22 protein-coding genes are annotated in these 22,245 nt (G+C 61.4%); 17 read left to right on the top strand and 5 right to left on the bottom strand.

What is annotated here, in order from left to right:
• The first annotated feature begins 105 nt into the window (after positions 1-105).
• Positions 106-1,098: a DUF7933 domain-containing protein gene (locus ACVWXF_RS03440; RefSeq protein WP_457394360.1), complete on the top strand. Its 993-nt coding sequence runs from the start codon at positions 106-108 to the stop codon at positions 1,096-1,098.
• Here the strand turns inward: ACVWXF_RS03440 and ACVWXF_RS03435 are convergent.
• The 3 genes from ACVWXF_RS03435 to ACVWXF_RS03425 all read right to left on the bottom strand — a co-directional run bounded on the left by ACVWXF_RS03435 (position 1,095) and on the right by ACVWXF_RS03425 (position 5,465).
• Positions 1,095-2,102 carry an aspartate-semialdehyde dehydrogenase gene (locus ACVWXF_RS03435; protein ID WP_457473637.1) on the bottom strand — a complete coding sequence of 336 codons (1,008 nt, stop codon included), beginning with the start codon at positions 2,100-2,102 and terminating at the stop codon, positions 1,095-1,097. The two genes, ACVWXF_RS03440 and ACVWXF_RS03435, sit on opposite strands and share 4 nt — an antisense overlap.
• Complete coding sequence (aroB, locus tag ACVWXF_RS03430) at positions 2,081-3,262, bottom strand: 3-dehydroquinate synthase (protein WP_457473636.1); 1,182 nt, start codon at positions 3,260-3,262, stop codon at positions 2,081-2,083. Before aroB ends, ACVWXF_RS03435 begins: the two co-directional genes overlap by 22 nt.
• A gap of 100 nt (positions 3,263-3,362) precedes the next feature.
• Positions 3,363-5,465 carry a tetratricopeptide repeat protein gene (locus ACVWXF_RS03425; protein WP_457473635.1) on the bottom strand — a complete coding sequence of 701 codons (2,103 nt, stop codon included), beginning with the start codon at positions 5,463-5,465 and terminating at the stop codon, positions 3,363-3,365.
• A gap of 497 nt (positions 5,466-5,962) precedes the next feature.
• Between ACVWXF_RS03425 and ACVWXF_RS03420 the strand changes: the two genes are divergently transcribed.
• The 3 genes from ACVWXF_RS03420 to ACVWXF_RS03410 are packed head-to-tail and all read left to right on the top strand — an operon-like array spanning position 5,963 to position 8,501.
• Positions 5,963-7,525 (top strand): hypothetical protein, encoded by a 1,563-nt coding sequence (locus ACVWXF_RS03420; RefSeq protein ID WP_457473634.1) that lies wholly within the window; start codon positions 5,963-5,965, stop codon positions 7,523-7,525.
• Complete coding sequence (locus tag ACVWXF_RS03415; RefSeq protein WP_457473633.1) at positions 7,489-7,947, top strand: thioesterase family protein; 459 nt, start codon at positions 7,489-7,491, stop codon at positions 7,945-7,947. The genes ACVWXF_RS03420 and ACVWXF_RS03415 overlap by 37 nt, the downstream gene beginning before the upstream one ends.
• The gene (locus ACVWXF_RS03410; RefSeq protein WP_457473632.1) at positions 7,926-8,501 is read left to right on the top strand and encodes a hypothetical protein; all 576 of its coding nucleotides are present in this window, start codon (positions 7,926-7,928) and stop codon (positions 8,499-8,501) included. The genes ACVWXF_RS03415 and ACVWXF_RS03410 overlap by 22 nt, the downstream gene beginning before the upstream one ends.
• Before the next feature lie 722 nt (positions 8,502-9,223).
• Here ACVWXF_RS03410 and ACVWXF_RS03405 read toward each other — a convergent pair.
• Complete coding sequence (locus tag ACVWXF_RS03405; RefSeq protein WP_457473631.1) at positions 9,224-10,285, bottom strand: carboxypeptidase-like regulatory domain-containing protein; 1,062 nt, start codon at positions 10,283-10,285, stop codon at positions 9,224-9,226.
• Positions 10,286-10,373: 88 nt separating this feature from the next.
• Entirely contained in the window at positions 10,374-12,362 is a 1,989-nt protein-coding gene (locus tag ACVWXF_RS03400) for a carboxypeptidase regulatory-like domain-containing protein (RefSeq protein WP_457473630.1), read from the bottom strand.
• A gap of 165 nt (positions 12,363-12,527) precedes the next feature.
• On the opposite strand from ACVWXF_RS03400, the gene rpmJ reads away from it, so the two are divergent.
• From rpmJ to ACVWXF_RS03335, 13 genes are all read left to right on the top strand, one after another.
• Positions 12,528-12,644 carry a 50S ribosomal protein L36 gene (gene rpmJ, locus ACVWXF_RS03395; protein WP_011433187.1) on the top strand — a complete coding sequence of 39 codons (117 nt, stop codon included), beginning with the start codon at positions 12,528-12,530 and terminating at the stop codon, positions 12,642-12,644.
• A 201-nt stretch (positions 12,645-12,845) separates the two neighbouring features.
• Positions 12,846-13,229 carry a 30S ribosomal protein S13 gene (rpsM, locus tag ACVWXF_RS03390; RefSeq protein ID WP_011433188.1) on the top strand — a complete coding sequence of 128 codons (384 nt, stop codon included), beginning with the start codon at positions 12,846-12,848 and terminating at the stop codon, positions 13,227-13,229.
• An 84-nt stretch (positions 13,230-13,313) separates the two neighbouring features.
• A complete protein-coding gene (gene rpsK / locus ACVWXF_RS03385) occupies positions 13,314-13,700 on the top strand; it encodes a 30S ribosomal protein S11 (protein WP_011433189.1) in 387 nt (128 codons plus the stop codon).
• A gap of 134 nt (positions 13,701-13,834) precedes the next feature.
• Positions 13,835-14,842: a DNA-directed RNA polymerase subunit alpha gene (locus ACVWXF_RS03380; RefSeq protein WP_457473665.1), complete on the top strand. Its 1,008-nt coding sequence runs from the start codon at positions 13,835-13,837 to the stop codon at positions 14,840-14,842.
• A 95-nt stretch (positions 14,843-14,937) separates the two neighbouring features.
• Positions 14,938-15,288 carry a 50S ribosomal protein L17 gene (gene rplQ, locus ACVWXF_RS03375; RefSeq protein ID WP_011433191.1) on the top strand — a complete coding sequence of 117 codons (351 nt, stop codon included), beginning with the start codon at positions 14,938-14,940 and terminating at the stop codon, positions 15,286-15,288.
• Positions 15,289-15,301: 13 nt separating this feature from the next.
• Positions 15,302-16,159, top strand: a complete 858-nt coding sequence (gene truA, locus ACVWXF_RS03370; protein ID WP_457473629.1) for a tRNA pseudouridine(38-40) synthase TruA — start codon at positions 15,302-15,304, stop codon at positions 16,157-16,159.
• Between the two features lie 45 nt (positions 16,160-16,204).
• Positions 16,205-16,660, top strand: coding sequence for a 50S ribosomal protein L13 (gene rplM / locus ACVWXF_RS03365; RefSeq protein ID WP_011433193.1), 456 nt, complete (start codon positions 16,205-16,207; stop codon positions 16,658-16,660).
• On the top strand, positions 16,657-17,067 hold the full coding sequence (rpsI, locus tag ACVWXF_RS03360; RefSeq protein WP_011433194.1) for a 30S ribosomal protein S9: 411 nt from the start codon (positions 16,657-16,659) through the stop codon (positions 17,065-17,067). Before rplM ends, rpsI begins: the two co-directional genes overlap by 4 nt.
• Before the next feature lie 76 nt (positions 17,068-17,143).
• Positions 17,144-17,368 (top strand): 50S ribosomal protein L31, encoded by a 225-nt coding sequence (gene rpmE, locus ACVWXF_RS03355; RefSeq protein WP_011433195.1) that lies wholly within the window; start codon positions 17,144-17,146, stop codon positions 17,366-17,368.
• 54 nt (positions 17,369-17,422) lie between these two features.
• Complete coding sequence (prfA, locus tag ACVWXF_RS03350) at positions 17,423-18,505, top strand: peptide chain release factor 1 (protein WP_011433196.1); 1,083 nt, start codon at positions 17,423-17,425, stop codon at positions 18,503-18,505.
• Between the two features lie 102 nt (positions 18,506-18,607).
• A complete protein-coding gene (gene acnB, locus ACVWXF_RS03345; RefSeq protein ID WP_457473628.1) occupies positions 18,608-21,232 on the top strand; it encodes a bifunctional aconitate hydratase 2/2-methylisocitrate dehydratase in 2,625 nt (874 codons plus the stop codon).
• A gap of 67 nt (positions 21,233-21,299) precedes the next feature.
• Positions 21,300-21,593, top strand: a complete 294-nt coding sequence (locus ACVWXF_RS03340) for a PepSY domain-containing protein (RefSeq protein WP_457473627.1) — start codon at positions 21,300-21,302, stop codon at positions 21,591-21,593.
• 194 nt (positions 21,594-21,787) lie between these two features.
• A complete protein-coding gene (locus ACVWXF_RS03335) occupies positions 21,788-22,228 on the top strand; it encodes an Hsp20/alpha crystallin family protein (RefSeq protein ID WP_011433199.1) in 441 nt (146 codons plus the stop codon).
• Positions 22,229-22,245 lie beyond the last annotated feature (17 nt).

Raw genomic sequence — 22,245 nt, 5'->3', positions numbered from 1 at the left:
CTGGAGTACACTGCAGCAAGACAGGTCGATAAAAACTAAAGTCAAGTCCGATAGTGACGAGGAGTGAGAGAGCGATGAAGAAAAAAGCAGTTACAACTCTCTCTTGTGGCCTTGAGTCTAGGAGCGGCCTGTCTGGGGCTGACCGGCTGCGGTGACGGCGGAAGCGGTGGGACGACAGTGCCTACACCTACACCGACTCCAACTCCGACACCTACACCGACACTCACACCGACCCCAACTCCAACACCCACCCCAACCCCGACACCTACGCCCACACCGGGTGCCCCGACTTTTACCAAGGCATTTAGCCCCACCTCGGTAGCTGCCGGCCCTACTGCCAAAACAACTCTGACCTACACGATCACCAACACAGCCGCTCTGCCGCTGACGGGTCTAGCCTTTTCCGATCCCCTGCCTGCCGGCTTGATCGTTGCCACTCCCAACAACCTCAACAACGGCTGTGGCGGGACGCTGGCAGCTGCACCAGGAGCAACTTCCATCTTGCTGGTCAACGGCTCATTGGCAGCCAACGCTAGCTGCACCATCAGCCTGGATCTCCAGGTTACAGCCACGACAGCGGGATCCCTGACCAGCCCCGCGGTAACCCTGAGCAGCAACCAAGCGCCTAATGCCACCGCTGCGGCTATCAACTTAACGGTAACGGTGCCAGCTCCCACCTTTACCATGGCCTTTGCTCCCAACCCGCTTGGCCCAATCGGCCCAGCTCCCGTTACCGGGAATGGAACTCTGACGTTTACAATAACCAACAACGCTGCCATTCCATTGACGGGCTTGGCCTTTAACCACACCTTGCCGGGAGCGCCGCCTTTAACCGTAGGGCCTGGTGCACCTCCTCCCTTACCTGCTTCCTGTGGTGCTGGAGCTACCCTCACAGCGTCGGTGGGTGGGAACACCATTCAATTCACCGGAGGACAAGTGGCTGTCGGCGCAACCTGCACAGTGACCATCCCTGTCCAAACGGGACCTCTGACCTCACCCGGCACCTACACCTACCCCAACTCCCCAGTAACATTGACCAACGCTCAGGCCGCCCCTGCCACAGCAGGACCGGTAACCTGGACGGTTGTGGTGAATTAGTCCTTCAAAAGCAGCTCGGCAATTTGAACGGCGTTGAGGGCCGCACCTTTGCGGATTTGATCCCCGCACAGCCACAGCTCCAGGGCCTTGGGCTCGGAGATGTCCTGGCGGATGCGGCCCACCGCCACTTCATCCCTGCCGGCCACGTCGATGGGCATGGGAAAGCGGTTCTGCTGCCAATCTTCAATGAGCACCACCCCAGGGGCCTGGGCCAGGATTTGCCGGGCTTTTTCCACAGGGAAGGGCTGTTCAAACTCCAGGTTGAGGGCCTCAGCGTGGGTACGTAGCACCGGCACCCGCACACAGGTAGCTGTCAGCCGCAGGTTGGGGGATCCCATAATCTTGCGGGATTCGTTGACCATTTTCATCTCTTCCTGGCAGTAGCCGTTCTCTTGCAGGGGGCTGTTGTGGAGGAAGAGGTTGAAGGCAATGGGGTAAGGGAACACCTGGGGCTGCAACGGCTGCCCCTGGAGGTAGGCGTGGGTTTGCTCTTGCAGCTCCACCATGGCGCGGGCCCCGGCCCCACTGGCCGATTGATAGGTGGCGGCCACCACGCGGCGCAGCGGGATGTAGCGATGCAGGGGGTAGATGGCCACGCACATTAGGATGGTGGTGCAGTTGGGATTGGCAATGATCCCTTGGTGACGGAAGGCTTCCTGGGGGTTGACCTCCGGCACCACCAGCGGAACATTGGGATCCAGGCGAAAGGCGCTGGAGTTGTCAATCAGCACCGCCCCCGCCTCGACGATGGTTCTGGCCCAGGCTTTGGAAACACTTGCTCCGGCAGAGGCCAGCACCAGATCCAGGCCCCGGAAGGCCGCTTCTGAAACCGGCTCAACCGGGATCCGCTCCCCCTTGAAGGTTAGATAAGTGCCTGCAGAGCGGGGAGAGGCCAAAAGCTTTAGGTCGGCTACAGGAAAGTGGCGCTCTTCCAGCAGCATCAGCAGCTCTGCCCCTACTGCCCCTGTTGCTCCCAAAATGGCTACCCGTTGTTGCCGTGCCATGCTTTCTTGTCCTTAGGTTTTCCTAATTCTAGGGTTCCAGAGGTGGCTGTAATCGAGGCCAAAGCAGCCTGCACCTCTGCCAGCTCGACTTGATCGGTCAGCTCGGCCTGGCCGATGCGGCGGGGCAGAACGAAGCGAATCCGCCCCTGTTTGACTTTCTTGTCGGCCTGCATTGCCTGCAGCACTGCCTCCCAAGGGATCCCGGCCGGCCACCGGCTGGGCAGTCCTGCTTTCTCGATCAGGCGTCGTTGCCGCTCCGCCTCGGCGGCGCTCCACCAACCCAGGCGGCGGGCGATCTCCCCGGCAGCCACCATGCCGATGGCGACAGCTTCTCCGTGCAGATAGCGGCGGTAGCCGGTGGCAGCTTCTAGGGCATGGCCGAGGGTGTGGCCGTAGTTGAGGATGGCCCGCAGGCCCGCTTCTTTCTCGTCCTGCTGCACCACCCAGGCTTTGCACTCGGCAGAGCGCCGCAACAGATAGTGCAGATCGTCAGGGGCAAAGTCGGTGTAGCGGCTCAGTTGGGGTCGATCTTCCAAAAACTCAAACACATCGGCAGCCTGAATCACGCCGTATTTGATCACCTCTGCCAAAGCCGAAGTAAACTCCCGTGGGGGCAGAGTTTTCAGCACCGTCGGGTCAATCCACACCAGGCGCGGCTGATAAAACGCCCCGATCAAGTTTTTCCCCTGGGGATGGTTGACGCCGGTCTTGCCGCCGATGGCCGCATCCACCATCGCCAAGAGGGAGGTGGGCACCTGCACAAAAGGGATCCCGCGCAGCCAAGTGGCGGCGGCAAACCCCACTATGTCGCCAATGACCCCCCCTCCTAGAGCCACCAAGGTGGAGGAGCGCTCCAGGCCAAAGGCTAGGGCGGCGTCGTAGATCTTGGCCACCGAGCGCAGGGTTTTGTAGCGTTCGCCGGCAGGCAATAGGCAGAGGTGGGCGGCAAACCCCGCTTGTTGCAGCCCCTGCAGCAACTTCTCGGCAAAGTGTTTGGCAATGCCGGGATGGCTCACCACCAGAGCCCTGCCGGAAAGCCCTCTAGCTCGCATTTGGGATCCCAGCTGGATGAGGCTGTGGCCAGGGGGGCCTTCGGCAGACTGGAGGAGAATATCGTAGGAGCTGTGGGGAAGCTTGACAGGGATCAGATAGGGATCCATGCGTGTCGGTCCTGGGGGGCGGGATCCAGTGTGGCATGTTCTGCTCCCGTCTGCCTGCTGCAGGCATTGTCCTTGGGGTCTGAAAGCCCAGGGGATCCTGCTAGGGGTTGGGGTCAACCGGCTGCGGTTGGGGAGTGAGGGTTTCCAATTCCGGCAGAGCCATTCCCGCCGGGGAGGCCGAGTCTTCTTGGGCCAAATCCTGCAAAGCAGCTTGGGCCGGCTGAAATTGCGGATCCAGCTCCAGACAGCGCCGCAAGCTGGCCTGGGCGGCTTCTCGCTGGCCGGCCCGCAGTTGAATCAGCCCCAGGGTGTGCCAAAAGGCGGGCCGCTGCGGATCCAGGTGCGTGGCCTGTTGGGCGTCTGCCAGGGCAGGTTCCAGCTTCCCCAGTTTCAAGGCTTCCCAGGCGCGGTTGTTGAGGGCCACAGCATCTTCTGGGGTGAGCTGCAAAACCCGCGAGTAGGCTTGCACAGCTTGTTCGGGATCCCTCAGCTCGCTGTAGATCAACCCCAGGGCAAACCAGCCCCAGGGATCCCGTTCGTTGAGGCGGAGCATCTGCTGGCAGGCGGCACGGGCTTCTTCCAGCCGGCCCAGACGCCGCAGGCTGGTGATCTGGCCAAACCAGCAGGCAGAACTGCCGGGACGCTGCTGCACCAAGCGCTGGAAATGCCGTAGGCTGGCCTCATATTGCCCCAGCTCCTGCTGAGCTACCGCCAAGGCATAGCGGGCCGGAAAGTGCTCCGGCTTGATCTTGAGGGCTTCCTCGAAGTGGATACAGGCTTCTTTCAGGTAGCCCAATTTCTGGAAGGCCACACCGCGGGCGTACCAGCTTTTGTAGTTGTCGGCATCGTAGCGCAGAGCGCGTTCTAGGGCCTTGCTGGCCAGCCGATACTGCCCCAAGCGCAGCAGGGCCACCCCCAAGTTGTGCAGGGTTATGGGATCCCGGCGACGCAGCCGCAGCGAGCGCTTGTAACACTCGACAGCCGAGCGCAGCCGGTGGCAGTGGAAGAGGGCATTGCCTTGGTAGCGCCAAACCCGCGCACTTCTGGGGTTGAGCTTCAAAACCCGCGCAAAACTAGCCGCTGCCGAGCTAGGCCGACGCAGCCGCCGCAGCACGATCCCACGGGCCAGCCAGGTGCGGGGCTGCTTGGGGTTGTAGCGCAGCGCCTTGTTCAGGCTGTTCAGGGCCAGCTTAGACCGCTTCAGTTGCAGCAGGCGGATGCCGCGATTGTGCCAGGCCAGAGCATCTTCCGGGTTGCTCTCCAGCACCTTGTCGTAGTTAACCACCGCCGACTTGTACTGCCCCAGGCGCCCCAGAATCAGGGCTAGGCGCAGCCGGGTTTCTTCGTCGTAGGGGTTGATGCTCAGGGATCCGTTGTAGCTGTCCACCGCCTCGCGGTAGCGGGCCAGCTGCACCAGCACATCCCCACGGCGGCTCCAAGCCAGGGCGAAGTTGGGATCCATGTTCAGAGCCCGGTCGTAGGCGGCCAGGGCTTCCGTCAGGTTGCCGCGGCGACGCCAGTCTTCCCCCCGCTCGAATTGGATGTCGGCACTGTTCCACTGAAACAGCCGCTGAATGAACTGCAAAATGGCGATCTGACGCGCTCCTTCTTCTGGCGTGGCGGAGGGGGTTTCGCCCGTGGCAATGCGCAGGATGGCCATCTGGATGGCCCGCAAAAAGGCCTGAAATCCCCGCACCTCTTCATCTTCCAGGGACTCTTTCCCCTCACGGCGGCGGTATTGCAGCCGGAACCGCTGCAGATCCCCGGGGGCAGGGAAGCTGGGATCCAAAAAGTGCATTAGCTCCAAGGCGCGGTACTCAAACAGCACCGGATCCTCTTCTGAGCCAGTAAAATCCAGCAGGGGCGCCTCTTCCAGGGGGCGGGGTAGCTCAGTGGGGGTGTGCAGCAGCGTCAGCAGGCGCTGGTTTTGTCGTGCCGGGGCATGGGGAAACCCGCTGTACAGCTCATCCCTTGGCCAGGGATCGGCAACAAACTCTGGAGAGGCCACCACTCCCACCCAGCGGCATTGTTCGATGGCCAGTTGCAGCTCCAGCTTGCGGTTATCCCCCGGCTGCAGCATCCAGCGGTCAAACCAGACTTTGAAACCCTCGCGATCCAGCCGCTCCGCCAGTTGACGCGCCCACCGGGCTTGCTCTCGGTGGTAGCGCAAGAAAAGGTCGAACTTGTAATGCTCTGAAGACATGAACGCCCGCTCGCTGATCTTCTCCAGCTTATCTTTGCGTTATCGCCACGCGACGCTTTCACAAACGCAAACGCACTAGCGGTGCGGGGCACTGCCCTCCACCGAGTCTGGGGCAAGGAGCAAACCTTATCCCTACGCGACGCTTCTGCGAATGGCGATGATGAGCGGACAACGATAGGCGATAGTTGGTGCAGGGCTTGAAAGGAGCATGCCTCTAACCCCCAAAACCCTGAACTTTGCTGAATTTACTGAGCTTTAGGCGGTTTGGCAAAAGTCATTGAGAGGGATATAGTAGACCAAGTTTCCCCCTGATCCTTGAGTCCACCGCAACGGTTGCCGGGAAGTGAAGGGGGAAAGCGCTCGGGGGGTATTCCTCAGGGCTTTGCGGGATACCGCCTTCCTGCTCAGAGATAGGCAGGATGCGATCGCTTCTTTCCTGAACCATGTTCAGGAGAGTTCAGCGTGAATGTATCAGGGAGCACGTGCTGGGTGGAGTTTTGGCGATTGCGGCCGCGATTGGCTTGGTGGTCTTGCTGTTGGAAGCGATTCGATATCGCCGCTGGGGATCCGTTCGCCGCTGGCAACCGGCAGTGGGGCTGGGCTTGGTGGCCTTGGCGGCGCTGGGGTGCTGGCTGGGTCAGTTGCCGGATCTGATCCCCCTGGCTTTGTTGTTGGGGGGCCTGGTGGGGGTGGGTTTACTGGGGTTGAGTGGCTGCGGTCGGGCCGGGCAAGGGCTGGTGGTGCTGTTGCTCAGTTTGGCGGCCTGGCAAAGTCTGGCTGTCGGCTCCCCCGGTCGCATCAGCGTTGCGGAGCAGCATGGAATGCTCTTTCTGTGGGGCTGCGGCCTGGGGATGGGCTTGGTGGGGATCCCTTTGCTGGGGGTCTTGGCCGCAGCGGAAGCCCTGTCGTTGCTGATGGCGCTGGGCCAGGGGTGGAGCGGCATTGCCGCCATAACCTGGGGATCTCGCCTGCTGGAGATGGGATCCCAGCCGGATCTCCCTTGGCAGGTGCTGTTGCCGGTGGGGCTGGCCGCCCTCAGCTTGGTGGCAGGCACTGTGCCGCTCTTGACCGCCTCAGAAGACTCCCCCGGGCTGCTGTCGGCAGTGGGGCATGGGGTGGGGTGGCTGGTGGCGTTGGCGCTGGCCTTGGCCTTGACCCGCAACGGCCTATACCAGGATCCCTTCTGGGCCTTGCTCTACGGGGCAGGGGTGCTGCTCTCGTGGGCCTTGCTTGCCTTGGAGAACCAGACGGGACGGGGGATCCCTGCGCCGGCAGGGGAACCTGCTGGCGTCAGCGGGCCGGAGGCTTCAGCCAGTCGCGTCAGCGTTGCCGAGCAACAAGGATGGCTGCTCTGGCAGGCCTGCGTGGGCCTAACGCTGGTGGGCGGAGGAGCGCTGCTGGCGCTGCGATTGGGGGGATCCTACGGGGCGGCGCTCTTGGGGCTGGGGTGTCTGGCTTTTCCCAGCCGTTGGGGGGCCATGGCCGCTTTGTTTTTGTCGGCTCGCCCTCTGCTGCAAAACCTGTTGCACCAGTTCAACCTGCAGGTTGCCGGGATCGACCTCACCCAACCCTATGTGTCGGCGGCGCTGTACCTGGGAATGGCGGCCATGGCGCTGGCGGCGCTCATTCACTGGCTATACGGGCCAGACAAACCCCTGCAGACGGGGATCGCTCTGACGCTGGCCAGCCTGGCTTTGCCGGTGGGGGTGGGCTACTTCATTCACGCTCAGCCGCAAGCGGCCTTCCTATTGGGAGCTTTGATGACTGCTTTGATCCTGGCGGCGCTGCAGCCCATCCTCCTGCAGCAGGAGGGAAGAGGGGCGGAATCTCCAGGGATCCATTCGCGGCAGCGGGACGGAGTCCTTGGTTTGGCTCTGGCCACGCTCGCCATTCTGGGATCCAACCTCAGCCGCGATTGGACGGTAACCGGCTTCCATGCCACCCGCCTGGAACGGGCGCTGGTGCTGGCCGGGGTGGTCGGGATCCTGGCGTTGATTCTCCTGCTCTGGCAAGGCTGGAGCCTATGGCACTCTGGGAGAAGGCGCGCCCCCGCCCGCTGATGAAACCTGTTCCCCTGGGCACCCTCGGCACCTGGCAAGGGATCCTCGGCCCAGAACAAACCGCTGAGGCTCTGGGCAACCCCGGTGTGAAGGTGATCGGATCCCCAGCTCTGTTGACGTTGATCGAGCGGTGCGGCCACAACACCTTGCAGCCCTTCTACGAGCCGGAGGAAGCGGCGGTCGGGATCCGCTTTGCCTTGGAACATCGGTCGGCAGCGGTGGCGGGGGATCCCTTGCAGGTTCGGGTCGAAGTCGTGGCCGTGGAGGGAAGACGCATTCGGTTTCAGGTCGAGATTACCCAACAGGAGCGGCTGGTGATGCAGGGATCCTACACCTGCCTGGTGGTCGATTTGCCCCGTTTTCTGGCCCGCTATGGATTGACCGCGGAGGATCCCAGTCGGTGCTCAAGCTGTTCGCGTTAGCGGGACGGAGTCCTTTGGGATTGCTGCTGGCCGTCTTTGTGGGAACTCTCTTGTTCTGGCCTCAACAGCTCATTCTGCGCTACCGCAAACCCTGGCAGGGCCCCCTTGCCTGGATCTGGAAATGGCACGGGTGGGGGGGGTGGACTGTGCGGGGCAGCCGCCGTGGTTGGGAATGGCGTTGGGGATCCCTGCGCCTTCGCGGCCGTTGGCCGGCGCAGCGGGGAGAACGTTGCTCCCCCAGAGATTGGCCCTACCTGTGGAAGCTGGGCAAGCAGCTCCACATCCAATCTTGGCAAGGAGGGGTGGAAATTGGCTTTGCCGATCCGGCTTTGACGGGGCAATGCTTGGGACTAATCGCCGCTCTACCCCCTCAGTTGGCCCAACACCTGCGCTTGACCTTCGCTCGCATCGGTTGGCACGGATGGGGATCCCTGGTGATCCGGTTGCGCGGCTGGCAGGTGCTGGGGCTGGCCTTGAAACTGGGGTGGCTCGCCCTATCGCGCCGGTGGGACAGAGTCCTGCGGGCAACCGGGGGGGATCCCCGGCAGAAATAGCCAATGGGAAAGCTGGCCTCAGGAGAAAAGTGCTGTGGGGGAACTGCAGCGCTGACGCGGTCAGGCCGGCTGCAGCGCCGGGCAGCAATTCAACAGAGGCATGACCTACCCGCCTGATACATTTACGCTGAACACTGCTGAACATCACTGTTCAACTATGCAGCGATAGCATTCTGTTTGTCTCCATTCGCGTTAGCGGGACGGAGTCCAAACAGAATGGCGGTATCCCGCAAAGCTTTGAGTAGAATACCCAAAGCGCAGTTTCCGTGTCGTCTTACTACCAATTTTCTGCTTTGCTTTGGCTACCATGTTGGCAGACTCGAAAGTAAACAGAAAGATCAACTGGTAGTAATCCGTACTGAACATATTATACATTATTTTCAGTATAGTTGAGCTTATTATTGACTAGAGTCATGCTCCCCCTTCGCCCTGGCCGTTGGTAGGGGTGGGGGCAGGTGCTGCAGGGATAATCGGCGGCACAATGTACTGGCGCAGGCAGCGTCGCTGCAGACAACTGCAAAACCAGATCCAAGCTTTGCAAGCTCCTGTTGTGGCGGCTCCTCGCGCTCTTCTGGCTCTTTCGGCTCCTCCTCCCGCCCTTCATCGGGGGGCAGCTCTTCTCGCCACTCTTCGGGCGGCTCCTCCCGTCGTTGCTAGACGAACTCAGAGGACAATCTCTTTCACGACAACAGAAGAGATCCCGGAGCTGTTCTGCTTAAGACCTAGGGAGTCGGTGTGGCAGAGGGGATGCGCAGCTCCACAGCCGTATCCAGGCGAGAGCGTGGGGGTGGGGCTTCTCCCTGAGCCAGTTCTAGGTACTGGGCCAGCGGGTGATGCTCCTTCCAGCGGGATCCCACCTCAGCAGCCATCTGGGTGACTTGGATTTGATAAAGCTGGGCCAGCTCGGCAGCATTGAGGTTGCTCCGCTCCACCTGATCGCGACTGGCCTCGGCCAAGACATCCGCCACCAGGTTGCCTTGCTCATCAAACCGCCACAGTTCCAGGCGGCTGCGGGAACGCAGGCTCAGCTCCGTTGGCGAAGCTGGTCGAGTGAGGACATCGACGCGGGCGATGACGATGGCTTCCAGGCCCAGGTAATCGAAAAATTGGCCCACCGCCTCCGGCTTGCGGCGATCCCACTCAAACAGCTCGTAGATGGGCCAGCCCACCTTCTGCAAAATGGGCTGAATGCGACGGTTGTCCAGGGGCACCACCTTCTCGCCGTTGGGGATCAAGCCCAGACGCACTGCCTCTATGGCCAGGCGCTGGCCCAACAGTTGGGTGTGCTCCAACCCTCCCACCCCCAAAATGCCAAGGCGACGGCGGGGTTGAGGCCGAATGGGCACCTGCAAAACCACATCCACAGGGGTGGTCAGGCCCCCTTGCAGCAGGATCTCCTGCTCTGCCTTTTCATAGTCGGGGTGCCACACCGTCAACAGCCAACGCCCGGCTGGGGCATGGTCTAGCTCAAAAGCGCCCCGCTCATCGGTTTGAATCGGCTGATTGGGGTTCTCCATGCCCTCCAACTGCACCTGTGCCCCCGCCACAGGTTGTCCCACGCTGTTGCTCACCTGCCCCACCAGCCGCGCCGTTCCCTGGGGCTGCCCTCTGTTTTGGGAGGGAAACAACGGCGTCAACCGCGGAATGGGGGTGGCCGGAGCCTGAGCCAGCGCTCCTGAAGCCAGTGCCAGCCAGCCGCAGAGGGCCAGACTGCCTGTTCGCGAGAGCGTTGCGTAGCGATAGCTAATCCTGTGCCGGAGAGGATGAAAGAAGAAAAAAGGCATGGCGAAGGTTGCATCCGGTAGTAGCAGTCGGTTCTATTCTGCTCCGCACCCCTGACGCGAACAGGGCAAGATCCTGCTGCAGGGATCCTCACCCCGAAAAGGGGTTGTTGGCTTGCCATTGTTGGACAAACACCGGCACCATGTTGCGCACCTGCAGCCGAAACAGGCCCGCTGCCGCATCTTCAAACATCGGATCCCCGCCCACATCATCCCGCCCATAGGCTTCGTAGTAGCGAGCCCGATCCCCAGGCCGATCCCTCTGCAAGTCCACCACCACCACCACCCCGCGGCTGCGCAGCTGGTTGGGGGTGAAGTTGGGAATTTCCACCGGCACCGTCGGGGCCACAAAGCGTAAGGCTGTATTCAGCAGAGAGTTGCCCTGGCGGTTGTAGTCCCGCGAGATCTGCATCTGGGTCAAAAGGATGTAGCGCAATCCCAGGGCATCCCCGATGGCCTTCAGCTTGGCCAAGTCGGCGGTGTAGCGCTCATCCCGATCCAACAACGTTAGGCCCTGGGTGAGGGGCAGAAGCGGCTCAAACCGAGGATCCGGCCCCAAAGGCCCCTTCAAGAGGATCACCGGTCGCTGGGGCTGCAACTCCTTCAGGGCCATGCTGAGGTGGCGGGCCAGCTCATCCGAGTAAACGGGTTCATCCGGCAAAAGGCCAATGCCCTCCGGCTGGCGGGTCGGTTCCCCTGGCGGCAGGCGAATATCCTGAGTGGAGACAAAGCCGGCCCGGACTTCCACCTGGGTGCTGGTCAGCGGAAAACCCGGCACCTCCACATCCACCAAATACAGGCCAGCCGGCAGTTCCGGCAGCACATAAGTGCCGTCGGCAGCAATGCGGACGGTTTGCTGGGGTTGGGTTGGCGTGGCGGCCAAGTGCAAAACCCCCGTCTGAACAGGTTGGCCGGCAATATCCAGCACCCGCCCGGTCACCACACCGCGGTTGCCTGGAGAGGGGACTCCCCCGTTCAGGACCTCTGTCCCGCCGTCGCCAACTTGAGCCTGAGTATCCTGCAAACGGCGCAAAGCTGGGATCCCTGCTGCCACCACCCACAGATCCCGACCATCTAACATCACCAGACCCGTCGGCTGTCCCTGCAGCCGCAGCGAGGCCACCAATCGCCCCGTCTGTAAATCCACCAGCTGCAGGCGGTCGCTATCGCGGGAGGTCACGTAAGCCCAACGTCCATCCGGGGAAAGGGCCAGCCGCGTCGGTCGCCAATCCAGGCCAACCCGCTGCAGGGCCTCGCCGCTGCGGCTCAGATCCAGCACTGTTAGATCTTGGCTGCCGGAGTTGAGCACCACCAAGCGTTGCCGTTCGGCATCCAAAGCCATCGCTTCCGGAGTATTGCCGCCGCGCCAACGGGCCAACAACTCCCCATTGTCTGGGTTGACCACCAGCAAACTGAGGGGATCCTCCCCGGCTAGACCCACAAACAGGGATCCCCGCTGCGCATCATAGGCCAGCGCCAAAGGGGGGCCGGGCATCGGCAAATTGCGGGCTTGCGGCTGCTCTGAGGGGTCGCTTTGGCGTTTGTGCTCCGCACCGCTGCTGCGAAGGGGAGCAGCCATCACCGCCAAACTCTGGGCAGAGGGCAGGGAGGCAAAAACCCGCCCTGTGGCCGCATCCACGGCAATATCCAAAACCCCTGCCGGCAACCCATAAGCCTGAATCAGCTCCCCCGTCAGCAGATCGAGGGCCACCAGCCCAGGGGCATTGGGGCCAGAGGCATAGACCACCTGCCGCGCCTCATCCACCCGCACCACACTGGGGGCAAACCCCACCGCCGCCTGCCACAAGGGATCCCCGCTGGCCCCATCCAGCAGAGTCACCGCCTGCTCCTCCAACAGCCCAACCGCGACCCAGCCCCGATCCGGTACCCCATCGATGCGATCGGCAGAGCTGCGCAAGGGCAAAAGCCAATCCCCCTCTGTCCTCAGGCCGTTCCCGTCCGTCGAAAAGTTCTCCACCGCAGAGGAGGAGCCTGCTGCCGGCAAAGGGATCCCTTGCCCCAGCACGGGGGATCCCAGCCCCAGCACGCTGCTCAGCACAACCAGCCATTGCCACCGCATGGCCTTCTCCACCCCACAGTCGCGCCTACTTTGACTCAGGAGATCCTCGCCCAACCAGCATAGCCAACCCGACTGTCCGCTCGCTGTCAGCAAACCCAAACACATTTTGACAGGTTGCCCAGACGAACATAGAATGGATATTCGCTGGTTTTGTCAGGATCAACCATGAAGGTGCGGCCTTCCGTCCGTCGGATCTGTGAGAAATGCCGAGTCATCCGCCGCCATGGTCGGGTGATGGTGATCTGTTCTTCCAACCCGAAGCACAAGCAGCGGCAGGGCTAGAGGGTCGATGGTGGGTGGGTTCAGCCTGCAACGGGAGACAGAGGCAAAGGCTTCCGACACAACTGAGCAAAACTTTGGCCAGATCTCTCGGCGAGCATAGATCCCAAGACCAGCATCTCCACGGCCACATCCCCCTGAATAAAAATCCCATCTCAGGCGGGCAACTTGGTTTGATTTGATTTCGATAAGGTACTCCTGACTATGGCACGGATTGCGGGAGTTGACATCCCCCGAGAAAAGCGAGTGGAGATTGCCCTGACCTATATTTACGGCATTGGGCTGACCCGCTCCCGCCAAATTTTGGCGAAGACCGGCATCAATCCGGATACTCGTACCCGCGACCTCACCGACGCTGAGGTGGCCGCCCTGCGAACGGTGGTGGAGGGCGAATACCAGGTAGAAGGGGATCTGCGCCGCCAGGAGGCGATGAACATCAAGCGGCTGATCGACATCGGCACCTATCGAGGTCGTCGCCATCGCCTGGGTCTGCCCGTGCGTGGTCAGCGCACCCGCACCAACGCCCGCACCCGAAAGGGGGTCAGGAAAACGGTGGCCGGCAAGAAGAAAGCTCCTGCCAAGAAGTAGTCGCTCGGCTTTGCGCGGAAGGCAAAACTCTTCCACCATCCCGAATCCCAACCCCAAACAGTCGATTGCAAGGACACCTGGATCATGGCTCGGCAGCAACGGCGCGGACGTAAAGTCAAAAAGAACATCCCCAATGGGGTGGCCTACATTCAGTCCACCTTCAACAACACCATCGTCACCATCACGGATCCCAACGGCGATGTGGTGTCTTGGGCCTCGGCAGGTTCTACGGGCTTCAAAGGGGCCAAAAAGGGCACTCCCTTCGCCGCCCAAATGGCAGCAGAAAGTGCGGCGCGTCAAGCCATGGAGAACGGCATGCGCCAGATCGAAGTGATGGTGAGCGGGCCGGGAGCCGGTCGGGAAACCGCCATTCGCGCTCTACAGGCAACGGGCCTGGAAATTACCCTTATTCGAGATATTACCCCCATTCCCCACAACGGTTGCCGTCCCCCCAAGCGGCGGCGTGTCTAAAGGATCCCGCGTTGAGGGCCGGTCGAGCGTCTGTAGGAGTTTGCTCCAGAGCTACAGGTCTGCCCAAGCGTGAGATGACCTCGAAGTTTCATCAGTTCTCCAAACGGATGTCGAGCCAGACGGACGGGGCCACCATGACGATTCAAACCAGCCGAACCCTCTCCCACTCTCTGGGCAGCAGAGCGAGCGCAAGCGCTGTTGCCTACCAGACCGAGTGTGTTGAATCTCATCGGGATGATAACGGCGTTCACTACGGCAAATTTGCTCTGGGGCCACTGGAGCGCGGCCAAGGGATCACGGTGGGCAACGCTTTGCGGCGGGTGTTGCTCTCCAATCTAGAAGGGACGGCGGTGACTGCTGTACGCATTGCCGGGGTGACCCACGAGTTTTCCACGGTGCCGGGGGTGCGGGAAGACGTGATGGAGATCCTTCTAAACATGAAGGAGCTGGTGCTGCGCTCCAGTTCCCCCGAGACTCAGGTGGGCCGCTTGGTGGCTCAGGGGCCAGGGGAAGTTACTGCTGAGAAGCTGCAATTGCCCAGCGATGTGGAGGTGATCAACCCCCGTCACCACATTGCCACCCTGGCGGAAGGGGCGATTTTGGAAATGGAGTTCATGATTGGCCGGGGACATGGCTACCGCGCCGTCGATTACTCTGACAGCAAGGCGATGGCAATCGATTTTCTGCAGATCGACTCTGTCTTCATGCCGGTGCGCAAGGTGAACTACGCCGTGGAAGCAGCCCGGGTCGGCCAATCTTTGGAAAAAGATCGGCTAATATTGGAAGTCTGGACCAACGGCAGCCTCACCCCGCAAGAGGCCCTCAGCCAAGCGGCCCGCATTTTGGTGGGCTTGTTCGCACCGCTGCAGGAGGTCAGCTTCGATGCTCCTGTGCCGCCCCAGCCAGCCGAGGACAACCAAAAAAACCAGATCCCCATCGAGGAGCTACAGCTCTCGGTACGGGCCTACAACTGTCTGAAGCGAGCTCAGATCAACACGGTGGCCGATCTGCTGCTCTATACCGAGGAAGATCTGCTGGAGATCAAAAACTTTGGCCAGAAGTCTGCCGAAGAGGTGGTGCAGGCTTTGAAAGCCCGCTTTGGTCTGACACTGCCCCGCACCCGCGAAAAAGGCAAGGCCTAGAGTTTAGGTTCCGTCTCAAGCATCTGCACCGCTAGCACAACCGCGTCAAAACGCAAGGATCCCCGAAGAGTGTAGGACACAAGACAGAGGTTACCATGCGCCACCGCCGTCGTACCCCCCACCTCAATAAGCCCGCCGACCAGCGCAAGGCCCTGATGCGGGCGCTGACCACGGCTCTGCTGCGGGAAGGGCGGATCACCACCACCAAAGCCCGCGCCAAAGCCATTCGGGCCACCACCGAGAAGATGATCACCCTGGCCAAAGAGGGATCCCTGGCGGCGCGGCGACAGGCGCTGGCCTACATCTACGACAAGGAGCTGGTGCGCTCCCTGTTTGAGCAGGCTCCTGAGCGCTACCGGGATCGGCCCGGTGGCTATACCCGCATCTTGCGCACCGTGCATCGGCGGGGGGATGGAGCAGAAATGGCGGTCATCGAGCTGGTGTAGCGGAAAGGGATCCATGCCGTACCGTCGCATTGCCCTGAGAATTCAGTACCTCGGCAGCAGGTTCTATGGCTGGCAGCGCCAGGCAGCCCGCCGTACCGTGCAAGGGGTGCTGGAGGAGGCGATTGCGTCGCGGGCGGGGCATCCGGTAACCCTCTATGGGGCCGGTCGCACCGATACGGGGGTTCATGCTGCAGGCCAGGTGGCCCACTTCGACACCACCTCCGGCATCCCTGCGGCGGAGTGGTCGAGGGTGCTGAACGACTGTCTGCCGGAAGATGTGGTAGTGCTGGCTTCTGCTCAAGTGCCTGACTCCTGGCACGCCCGCTTTTCGGCTCGCTGGCGCCGTTACCGCTACCTCATTCTGAATCGGGAGCGACCGGATGTGTTCTGGCGCCTCTTTAGCTGGCAAGTGCGTTGGCCTCTGCAGGTGGAGCCGATGGCGGAAGCCCTGAATTCCCTGCTGGGGGAGCACAGCTTGGAAGCCTTCCGGCGGCGGGGATCGGAGCGGCCCCACTCGCGGGTACAGGTGCAGGAGGTGCTCTGCCAGCGGCTGGGGGACTTGATCAGCATTGAGGTGCAGGCCAGCGGCTTCCTCTACCGGATGATGCGGCTCTTGGTGGGATCCCTAGAGGTGGTGGGCCGGGGCCAGCTCAGCCCAGCCCAATTTGTCCACCTGTGGCAACACAACGACTGGAGCCAGATGCGCACCCGCTACAGCGCTCCTCCGCAAGGGCTGTGCCTGACGGATGTGGGCTATGCTGCGGATCCCTTCGGTCAACAGTTCGCCCACTCGCCGCCCTTTTGGGCCTTGCCCACAGAGCCTCCCTCCGCCCTCCGGTCGCCGGCTGCGTTGGCCCATTCCTGCGGTTGATCTGGGCGATCTCCAAGCTTGTCCTGATATGTTTCCTTGCCTGCCATGAACAAAACTCCCCTTCCCAACCCCGAGACTCTGGCGCCCCGCTGGTATCTGGTGGATGCTGCCAATCAGCGCCTGGGCCGCTTGGCCGCCGCTGTGGCCACCCTCTTGCGGGGTAAGCATAAACCGGACTTCACCCCTCACCTGGATACGGGGGACTATGTAATTGTGATCAACGCTGAGAAAGTGGTGGTCACTGGCAAAAAGCGCACCCAAAAGCTCTACCGCCGCCACTCTGGCCGTCCTGGCGGCATGAAAGTGGAAACCTTTGCCCAACTGCAGGCGCGCCTGCCGGAGCGGGTGGTGGAAAAAGCGGTCAAGGGAATGTTGCCCCACACCCGTTTGGGCCGGCGGCAATTCACCAAGTTGAAAGTTTATGTCGGGCCAAACCACCCTCATGAGGCCCAGCAACCCCAGGTTTATCCCCTCAACACGATCCCAGGAGCCAAAGCATGACTCAAGCGAGCAGCCAACGAGCCGTTTATTGGGGAACGGGACGCCGCAAAACCGCCGTTGCCCGCGTGCGTTTGGTGCCCGGCACGGGCAAAATCATCATCAACGACAGGCCGGGAGACCAGTATCTGCAGTATCAAGAAGCCCTGCTGGCCAGTGTGAAGGGGCCGCTGGAGATCCTTGGTCTGGAAAACTCCTACGATATTCTGGTGCGAGCCCATGGCGGCGGCGTTCACGGCCAGGCGGATGCGATCAAGCTGGGGGTGGCGCGCGCCCTCTGCGAGGTGGATCCGGCCAATCGCGGCCCTTTGAAAGTAGAGGGTTATCTGAAACGGGATCCGCGCGCCGTGGAGCGGAAGAAATACGGCCTGCGCAAGGCCCGCAAGGCTCCCCAGTACTCGAAGCGCTAGGGATCCCTGCCGTTGTTTTTAGAGGAAGATGTTGATAGACAAGGGTATAGAAACAGGCCCAGAGGAGGAAAGGGTTATGCCCAAGAAAGGATTGCACCCGCAGTGGTATCCAGAAGCCAAAGTCATCTGCAACGGCGAAGTGGTGATGACGGTGGGATCCACCAAGCCGGAGCTCAAGGTGGATGTTTGGTCGGGCAACCATCCCTTTTTCACCGGCAGCCAGAAGATCATCGACAGCGAAGGCCGGGTGGAGAAGTTCATGCGCAAATACGGCATGAGCGGTGGCAAAAAGGCCAAGTAGAGGTTCCCCCATCTGGGTGTGGGCAATACTTGGATTCCTGGGTATCGCAAGTCTATGGCTTCTGCTCAACTGATCGACCAGCTTAAGAATGTCGAAGCCACCTTTCAGGAGCTGACGGTGCGCTTGGCCGATCCGGACGTGGCCACGGATCCAGCTGAGCTGCAGCGGATTGCCAAGGCCCGCTCCTCCTTGGAGGCCACCGTCCAGGCTTTTCACGACTGGCAAAAGCTGAATCGCGATCTGCAACAGACGGAAGAACTTTTGCGGGAATCGGCCTCCGACCCGGAGCTGGAGGCGATGGCAAGAGCAGAACTGGAGCAACTGCGGGCCCGCCAAGAACAACTGGAGGAAAAGCTCACCCTGCTGCTGCTGCCCCGGGATCCCAACGACGACAAGAACATTATGTTGGAGATTCGCGCTGGCACCGGTGGGGAGGAGGCGGCGCTGTGGGCGGCGGATCTGGCCCGCATGTACACCCGCTACGCCGAAAAGCTGGGCTGGTCGGTGCGTCTGGCGAGCCTCTCGGAAGGAGAGCTGGGGGGCTACAAAGAGGCGATCCTGGAGATTCAAGGGGATCAGGTGTACAGCAAGCTCAAGTTTGAAGCTGGCGTGCATCGGGTGCAGCGGGTGCCCGTCACCGAAGCGCAAGGCCGTGTCCACACCTCGACGGCCACGGTGGCGGTGATGCCAGAGGTGGACGAGGTGGAGGTGGTCATCGACCCGAAAGACATCGAAATCAAAACGGCACGCTCCGGGGGGGCAGGCGGCCAAAACGTGAACAAGGTGGAGACGGCGGTGGATCTTCTCCACAAGCCCACCGGGATCCGGGTGTTTTGTACCGAGGAGCGTTCCCAACTGCAGAACCGCCAGCGGGCCATGCAGATTTTGCGGGCCAAACTCTACGAGATGAAGCTGCAGGAGCAACAGGCCTCCATCAGCTCTGCTCGGCGCATGCAGGTGGGAACGGGATCCCGCTCGGAAAAAATTCGCACCTACAACTACAAGGACAACCGCGTTACCGACCACCGCCTTAACCAGAATTTCCCTCTGCAGCCCATCTTGGATGGGGAGCTGGACGACTTGATCCAGGCTTGTATTGGCCTTTACCAAAAAGAGCTGTTGGCGGAGCTATCCTAGGCCAAACTGAGTTACCGCCAGCGAATGGGATCCCTTCTCGAGGACCTTTCCTCTGCCGAGCTAGCGGTAGAATAAATACCCACGTCGAGTGCCTAAACCCCCATGCTGGCCGAATACCGCCAACACGCCGCTGCCCGCGAGGCCCAAGGGATCCCGCCGCTGCCCTTAAACGCTGCCCAGACCAGCCAGGTGTGCGAGCTCCTGAAGGCCCCGCCTGCCGGCGAAGAAGCCTTTTTGTTGCACCTCTTAACAGAGCGCGTCCCGCCGGGGGTCGATGAAGCCGCCTATGTGAAAGCGGGCTTTTTGGCGGCTGTGGCCAAGGAGGAGGTTGAATCCCCGTTGATCACTCCCCTGCGGGCGGTGGAGCTCTTGGGCACCATGCTGGGGGGCTACAACGTCCAGGTTTTGCTGGATCTGTTGCGGGATCCCCGGAGTGAGATTGCAGCGGCAGCAGCCCGCGCCCTCAGCCACACGCTGCTGATCTTCGATGCCTTTCACGATGTGCTGGAGCTGAGCCAATCCGGCAATGCCTATGCCCAACAGGTGATCGAGTCCTGGGCCAAGGGCGAATGGTTTACCGCCAAAGCTCCCCTGGCCGCAGCCATCACCGTGACGGTGTTCAAGGTTGCCGGCGAGATCAACACCGACGACCTTTCCCCCGCCGCCCACGCCACCACCCGCCCGGATATCCCCCTCCACGCCCAAGCCATGCTGGAGTCCCGCGCTCCGGGATCCCTGGTTACCATTGCCGAGCTGAAGCGCCGCGGCCATCCCGTTGCCTTTGTGGGGGATGTGGTGGGCACCGGCTCCTCCCGCAAATCCGCCCTCAACTCGCTGCTCTGGCACATCGGCCACGACATTCCCCATGTGCCCAACAAGCGGGCCGGGGGGGTGATCCTGGGGGGCACCATTGCGCCCATCTTCTTCAACACCGCCGAAGATGCCGGGGCCTTGCCCATCCAGTGCGATGTCTCCCGCCTGGAAACCGGCATGGTGGTTACCATTTGCCCCTACGAAGGCGTGATCCGCTCTGAGGCCGGCCAGGTTCTCTCCACCTTTTCCCTGCGGCCCGTGACTCTCCCCGACGAAGTGCGGGCGGGGGGACGTATTCCCCTGTTGATTGGCCGTGCCCTCACCGACAAAACCCGCCAAGCCTTGGGTTTGCCTCCCTCGACCTTGTTTATCCGCCCCACTCCACCGGCAGACACCGGCAAAGGCTATACCCTAGCGCAAAAAATCGTGGGCAAAGCCTGTGGGCTGCCAGGCGTGCGCCCGGGCACCAGTTGTGAGCCCCTCATTACCACGGTGGGATCCCAGGACACCACCGGCCCCATGACCCGCGATGAGCTGAAGGAGCTGGCCTGTCTGGGCTTCAACGCCGACCTAGTGCTGCAGAGCTTCTGCCACACCGCCGCCTATCCCAAGCCGGTGGACATCCAGATCCACAAAGAGCTGCCCGACTTTTTCGCTTCCCGCGGGGGCGTTGTCCTGCGTCCCGGCGATGGCATTATCCACTCCTGGCTCAACCGCATGCTCCTGCCGGATACCGTCGGCACCGGGGGCGACTCCCACACCCGCTTCCCCTTGGGGATCTCCTTCCCGGCGGGATCCGGTCTGGTGGCCTTTGCCGCCGCCATGGGGGTGATGCCCTTGGACATGCCGGAATCGGTGCTGGTGCGCTTTAAGGGGGAACTGCAGCCGGGGATCACCCTGCGGGACATTGTCCATGCCATCCCCTACGTGGCCATTCAGAGGGGGCTGCTCACCGTTGAGAAAAAAGGCAAGAAAAACGTCTTTGCCGGGCGCATCATGGAGATCGAGGGCCTGCCGCATCTGAAGGTGGAGCAAGCTTTTGAGTTTACCGATGCCTCGGCAGAGCGCAACTGTGCCGGCTGTACCATCCAGCTGAGCCTCGAGACGGTCTCAGAATATCTGCGCTCCAACGTGGTGCTGCTGAAAAACATGATTGCCCGCGGCTACCAGGATGCGAGAACCTTGCTGCGGCGCATCGCCAAAATGGAAGCCTGGCTGGCCAGCCCCACCCTCCTGGAGGCGGATGCCGACGCTGAATACGCCGAAGTCATCGAAATCGACCTCAGCACCATCACCGAGCCAATTGTCTGTGCCCCCAACGATCCCGACAAGGTGATGACCCTGAGCGAAGTCCATGCCCAACACGCCGCCGGCAACCCCGATACGCCGATCAAGATTGACGAAGTTTTCATCGGCTCCTGCATGACCAACATCGGCCACTACCGCGCCGCCGCCAAAATCCTGGAAGGCCAAGGGCGGGCCAAGGTGCGCCAATTCTGGATCTGTCCGCCCACCCGCATGGATGAGGCACAACTGCGCTCGGAAGGCGTATACGGCACCTTTGCTGCCGCCGGGGCCAGAACAGAAATGCCGGGATGCAGCCTGTGTATGGGCAACCAAGCCCGCGTGGAAGACGGGGCCACCGTCATGTCCACCTCCACCCGCAACTTCAACAACCGCATGGGCAAAGACGCGCGGGTTTATCTGGGATCCGCCGAGCTGGCCGCCGCCTGCGCCCTTTTGGGCCGGATCCCCACCCCTGAGGAGTACCGAGAGATCGTCTCCACCAAGATCCAGCCCTTTGCCGGCGAGCTGTACCGCTACCTCAACTTCCACGAGATCCCTGGCTTTGAGGACGAAGGACGGGTCATCCCGCGGCAGCACGTGGAGGAGCTGTCCAGGAGCCGTTCTTGAGCGAGAATAGGGGCTAGCTGCCCTGATAGCATGGCAGGGATCGCCCCATTGCCCTGGAGAAAGCTCAATGGCCCTGAATCCAAAGAGGATCCGCCGCATCCACCGCACCCTTGCCCCCATCCTGGCCGTGCCTTTGGTGGTAACGGTGCTAACGGGATCCCTGTATCAAATTGCCCGCCTTAACCAAAACTTCGACTACTACTGGCTGATCCAAATCCACAAAGGGCAGTGGGGCCCCCTCGATCTGCAAGCGGTTTACCCGTTCTTAAACGGACTGGGGCTGCTGGTGATGGTGGCCACCGGTCTCAGTATGTGGTTACCCACAAAACTTCATCGCCGCCCCAAACATACGGAGTCCTAGAGGGTTTTGGATGGATAAACCTGTAGGGTAAACACCTAAGAAACATTCCAGAAAACCCTACACTTCTCGGAATAGATTTGAATACACTAGAAGCATAGAGGTTTTGCTTATACCTCTAAAGTTGAGCCCCGAAAGCTAAGCTCCAAACTCGAAGTGGAAGTCAAAAAAAGCAAAACAGAGGAGGAGGATGCTCTATGGCTCTTGTCCGCTGGGATCCATTTCGTGAAATTGACGAAATTCAACGGGAAATGAACCGGATGTTCGACCGGCTGATCCCTCGCACCACCGAGGCCGACGGCTTTGCCTTCATGCCGGCAGTGGAGATGCACGATGATCCCGAAACCATTACCCTGAAGCTGGAGCTGCCCGGCTTGAACCCCAACGACTTGGATATCCAAGCGACAGCCGAAGCGGTCTCCATCACCGGGGAACGGCGATTTGAGAAGCGCTCTGAAGACAAAGGGGTAACCCGGACTGAATTCCGTTACGGGCGCTTCCAACGGGTGATCCCGCTGCCGAACCGGATCAAACACGATCAGGTGAAAGCCGAATACAAAGATGGGATCCTCACCCTCACCTTGCCGAAGGCCGACTCTGAAAAAGCCCAAGTGGTCAAGGTGAGTGTTGTCTCCTAAGGCGGGGAGCTAAGGCT

The organism is Thermostichus sp. MS-CIW-40, assembly GCF_054058315.1.
The sequence above is the reverse complement of the archived record's forward strand: the minus strand, read 5'-3'. Positions and strand labels throughout refer to the sequence as shown.

What these genes read in the sequence shown, in the direction of transcription:
- rpsM (WP_011433188.1), top strand. Translation starts at nt 12,846, where the DNA reads ATGGCACGGATTGCGGGAGTTGACATCCCCCGAGAAAAGCGAGTGGAG.
- rpsI (WP_011433194.1), top strand. Translation starts at nt 16,657, where the DNA reads ATGACTCAAGCGAGCAGCCAACGAGCCGTTTATTGGGGAACGGGACGC.
- rplM (WP_011433193.1), top strand. Translation starts at nt 16,205, where the DNA reads ATGAACAAAACTCCCCTTCCCAACCCCGAGACTCTGGCGCCCCGCTGG.
- rplQ (WP_011433191.1), top strand. Translation starts at nt 14,938, where the DNA reads ATGCGCCACCGCCGTCGTACCCCCCACCTCAATAAGCCCGCCGACCAG.
- truA (WP_457473629.1), top strand. Translation starts at nt 15,302, where the DNA reads ATGCCGTACCGTCGCATTGCCCTGAGAATTCAGTACCTCGGCAGCAGG.
- ACVWXF_RS03340 (WP_457473627.1), top strand. Translation starts at nt 21,300, where the DNA reads ATGGCCCTGAATCCAAAGAGGATCCGCCGCATCCACCGCACCCTTGCC.
- ACVWXF_RS03415 (WP_457473633.1), top strand. Translation starts at nt 7,489, where the DNA reads ATGGCACTCTGGGAGAAGGCGCGCCCCCGCCCGCTGATGAAACCTGTT.
- ACVWXF_RS03435 (WP_457473637.1), bottom strand. Translation starts at nt 2,102, where the DNA reads ATGGCACGGCAACAACGGGTAGCCATTTTGGGAGCAACAGGGGCAGTA.
- ACVWXF_RS03335 (WP_011433199.1), top strand. Translation starts at nt 21,788, where the DNA reads ATGGCTCTTGTCCGCTGGGATCCATTTCGTGAAATTGACGAAATTCAA.
- rpmJ (WP_011433187.1), top strand. Translation starts at nt 12,528, where the DNA reads ATGAAGGTGCGGCCTTCCGTCCGTCGGATCTGTGAGAAATGCCGAGTC.
- ACVWXF_RS03400 (WP_457473630.1), bottom strand. Translation starts at nt 12,362, where the DNA reads ATGCGGTGGCAATGGCTGGTTGTGCTGAGCAGCGTGCTGGGGCTGGGA.
- ACVWXF_RS03405 (WP_457473631.1), bottom strand. Translation starts at nt 10,285, where the DNA reads ATGCCTTTTTTCTTCTTTCATCCTCTCCGGCACAGGATTAGCTATCGC.
- prfA (WP_011433196.1), top strand. Translation starts at nt 17,423, where the DNA reads ATGGCTTCTGCTCAACTGATCGACCAGCTTAAGAATGTCGAAGCCACC.
- acnB (WP_457473628.1), top strand. Translation starts at nt 18,608, where the DNA reads ATGCTGGCCGAATACCGCCAACACGCCGCTGCCCGCGAGGCCCAAGGG.
- ACVWXF_RS03425 (WP_457473635.1), bottom strand. Translation starts at nt 5,465, where the DNA reads ATGTCTTCAGAGCATTACAAGTTCGACCTTTTCTTGCGCTACCACCGA.
- rpmE (WP_011433195.1), top strand. Translation starts at nt 17,144, where the DNA reads ATGCCCAAGAAAGGATTGCACCCGCAGTGGTATCCAGAAGCCAAAGTC.
- rpsK (WP_011433189.1), top strand. Translation starts at nt 13,314, where the DNA reads ATGGCTCGGCAGCAACGGCGCGGACGTAAAGTCAAAAAGAACATCCCC.
- aroB (WP_457473636.1), bottom strand. Translation starts at nt 3,262, where the DNA reads ATGGATCCCTATCTGATCCCTGTCAAGCTTCCCCACAGCTCCTACGAT.
- ACVWXF_RS03380 (WP_457473665.1), top strand. Translation starts at nt 13,835, where the DNA reads ATGACGATTCAAACCAGCCGAACCCTCTCCCACTCTCTGGGCAGCAGA.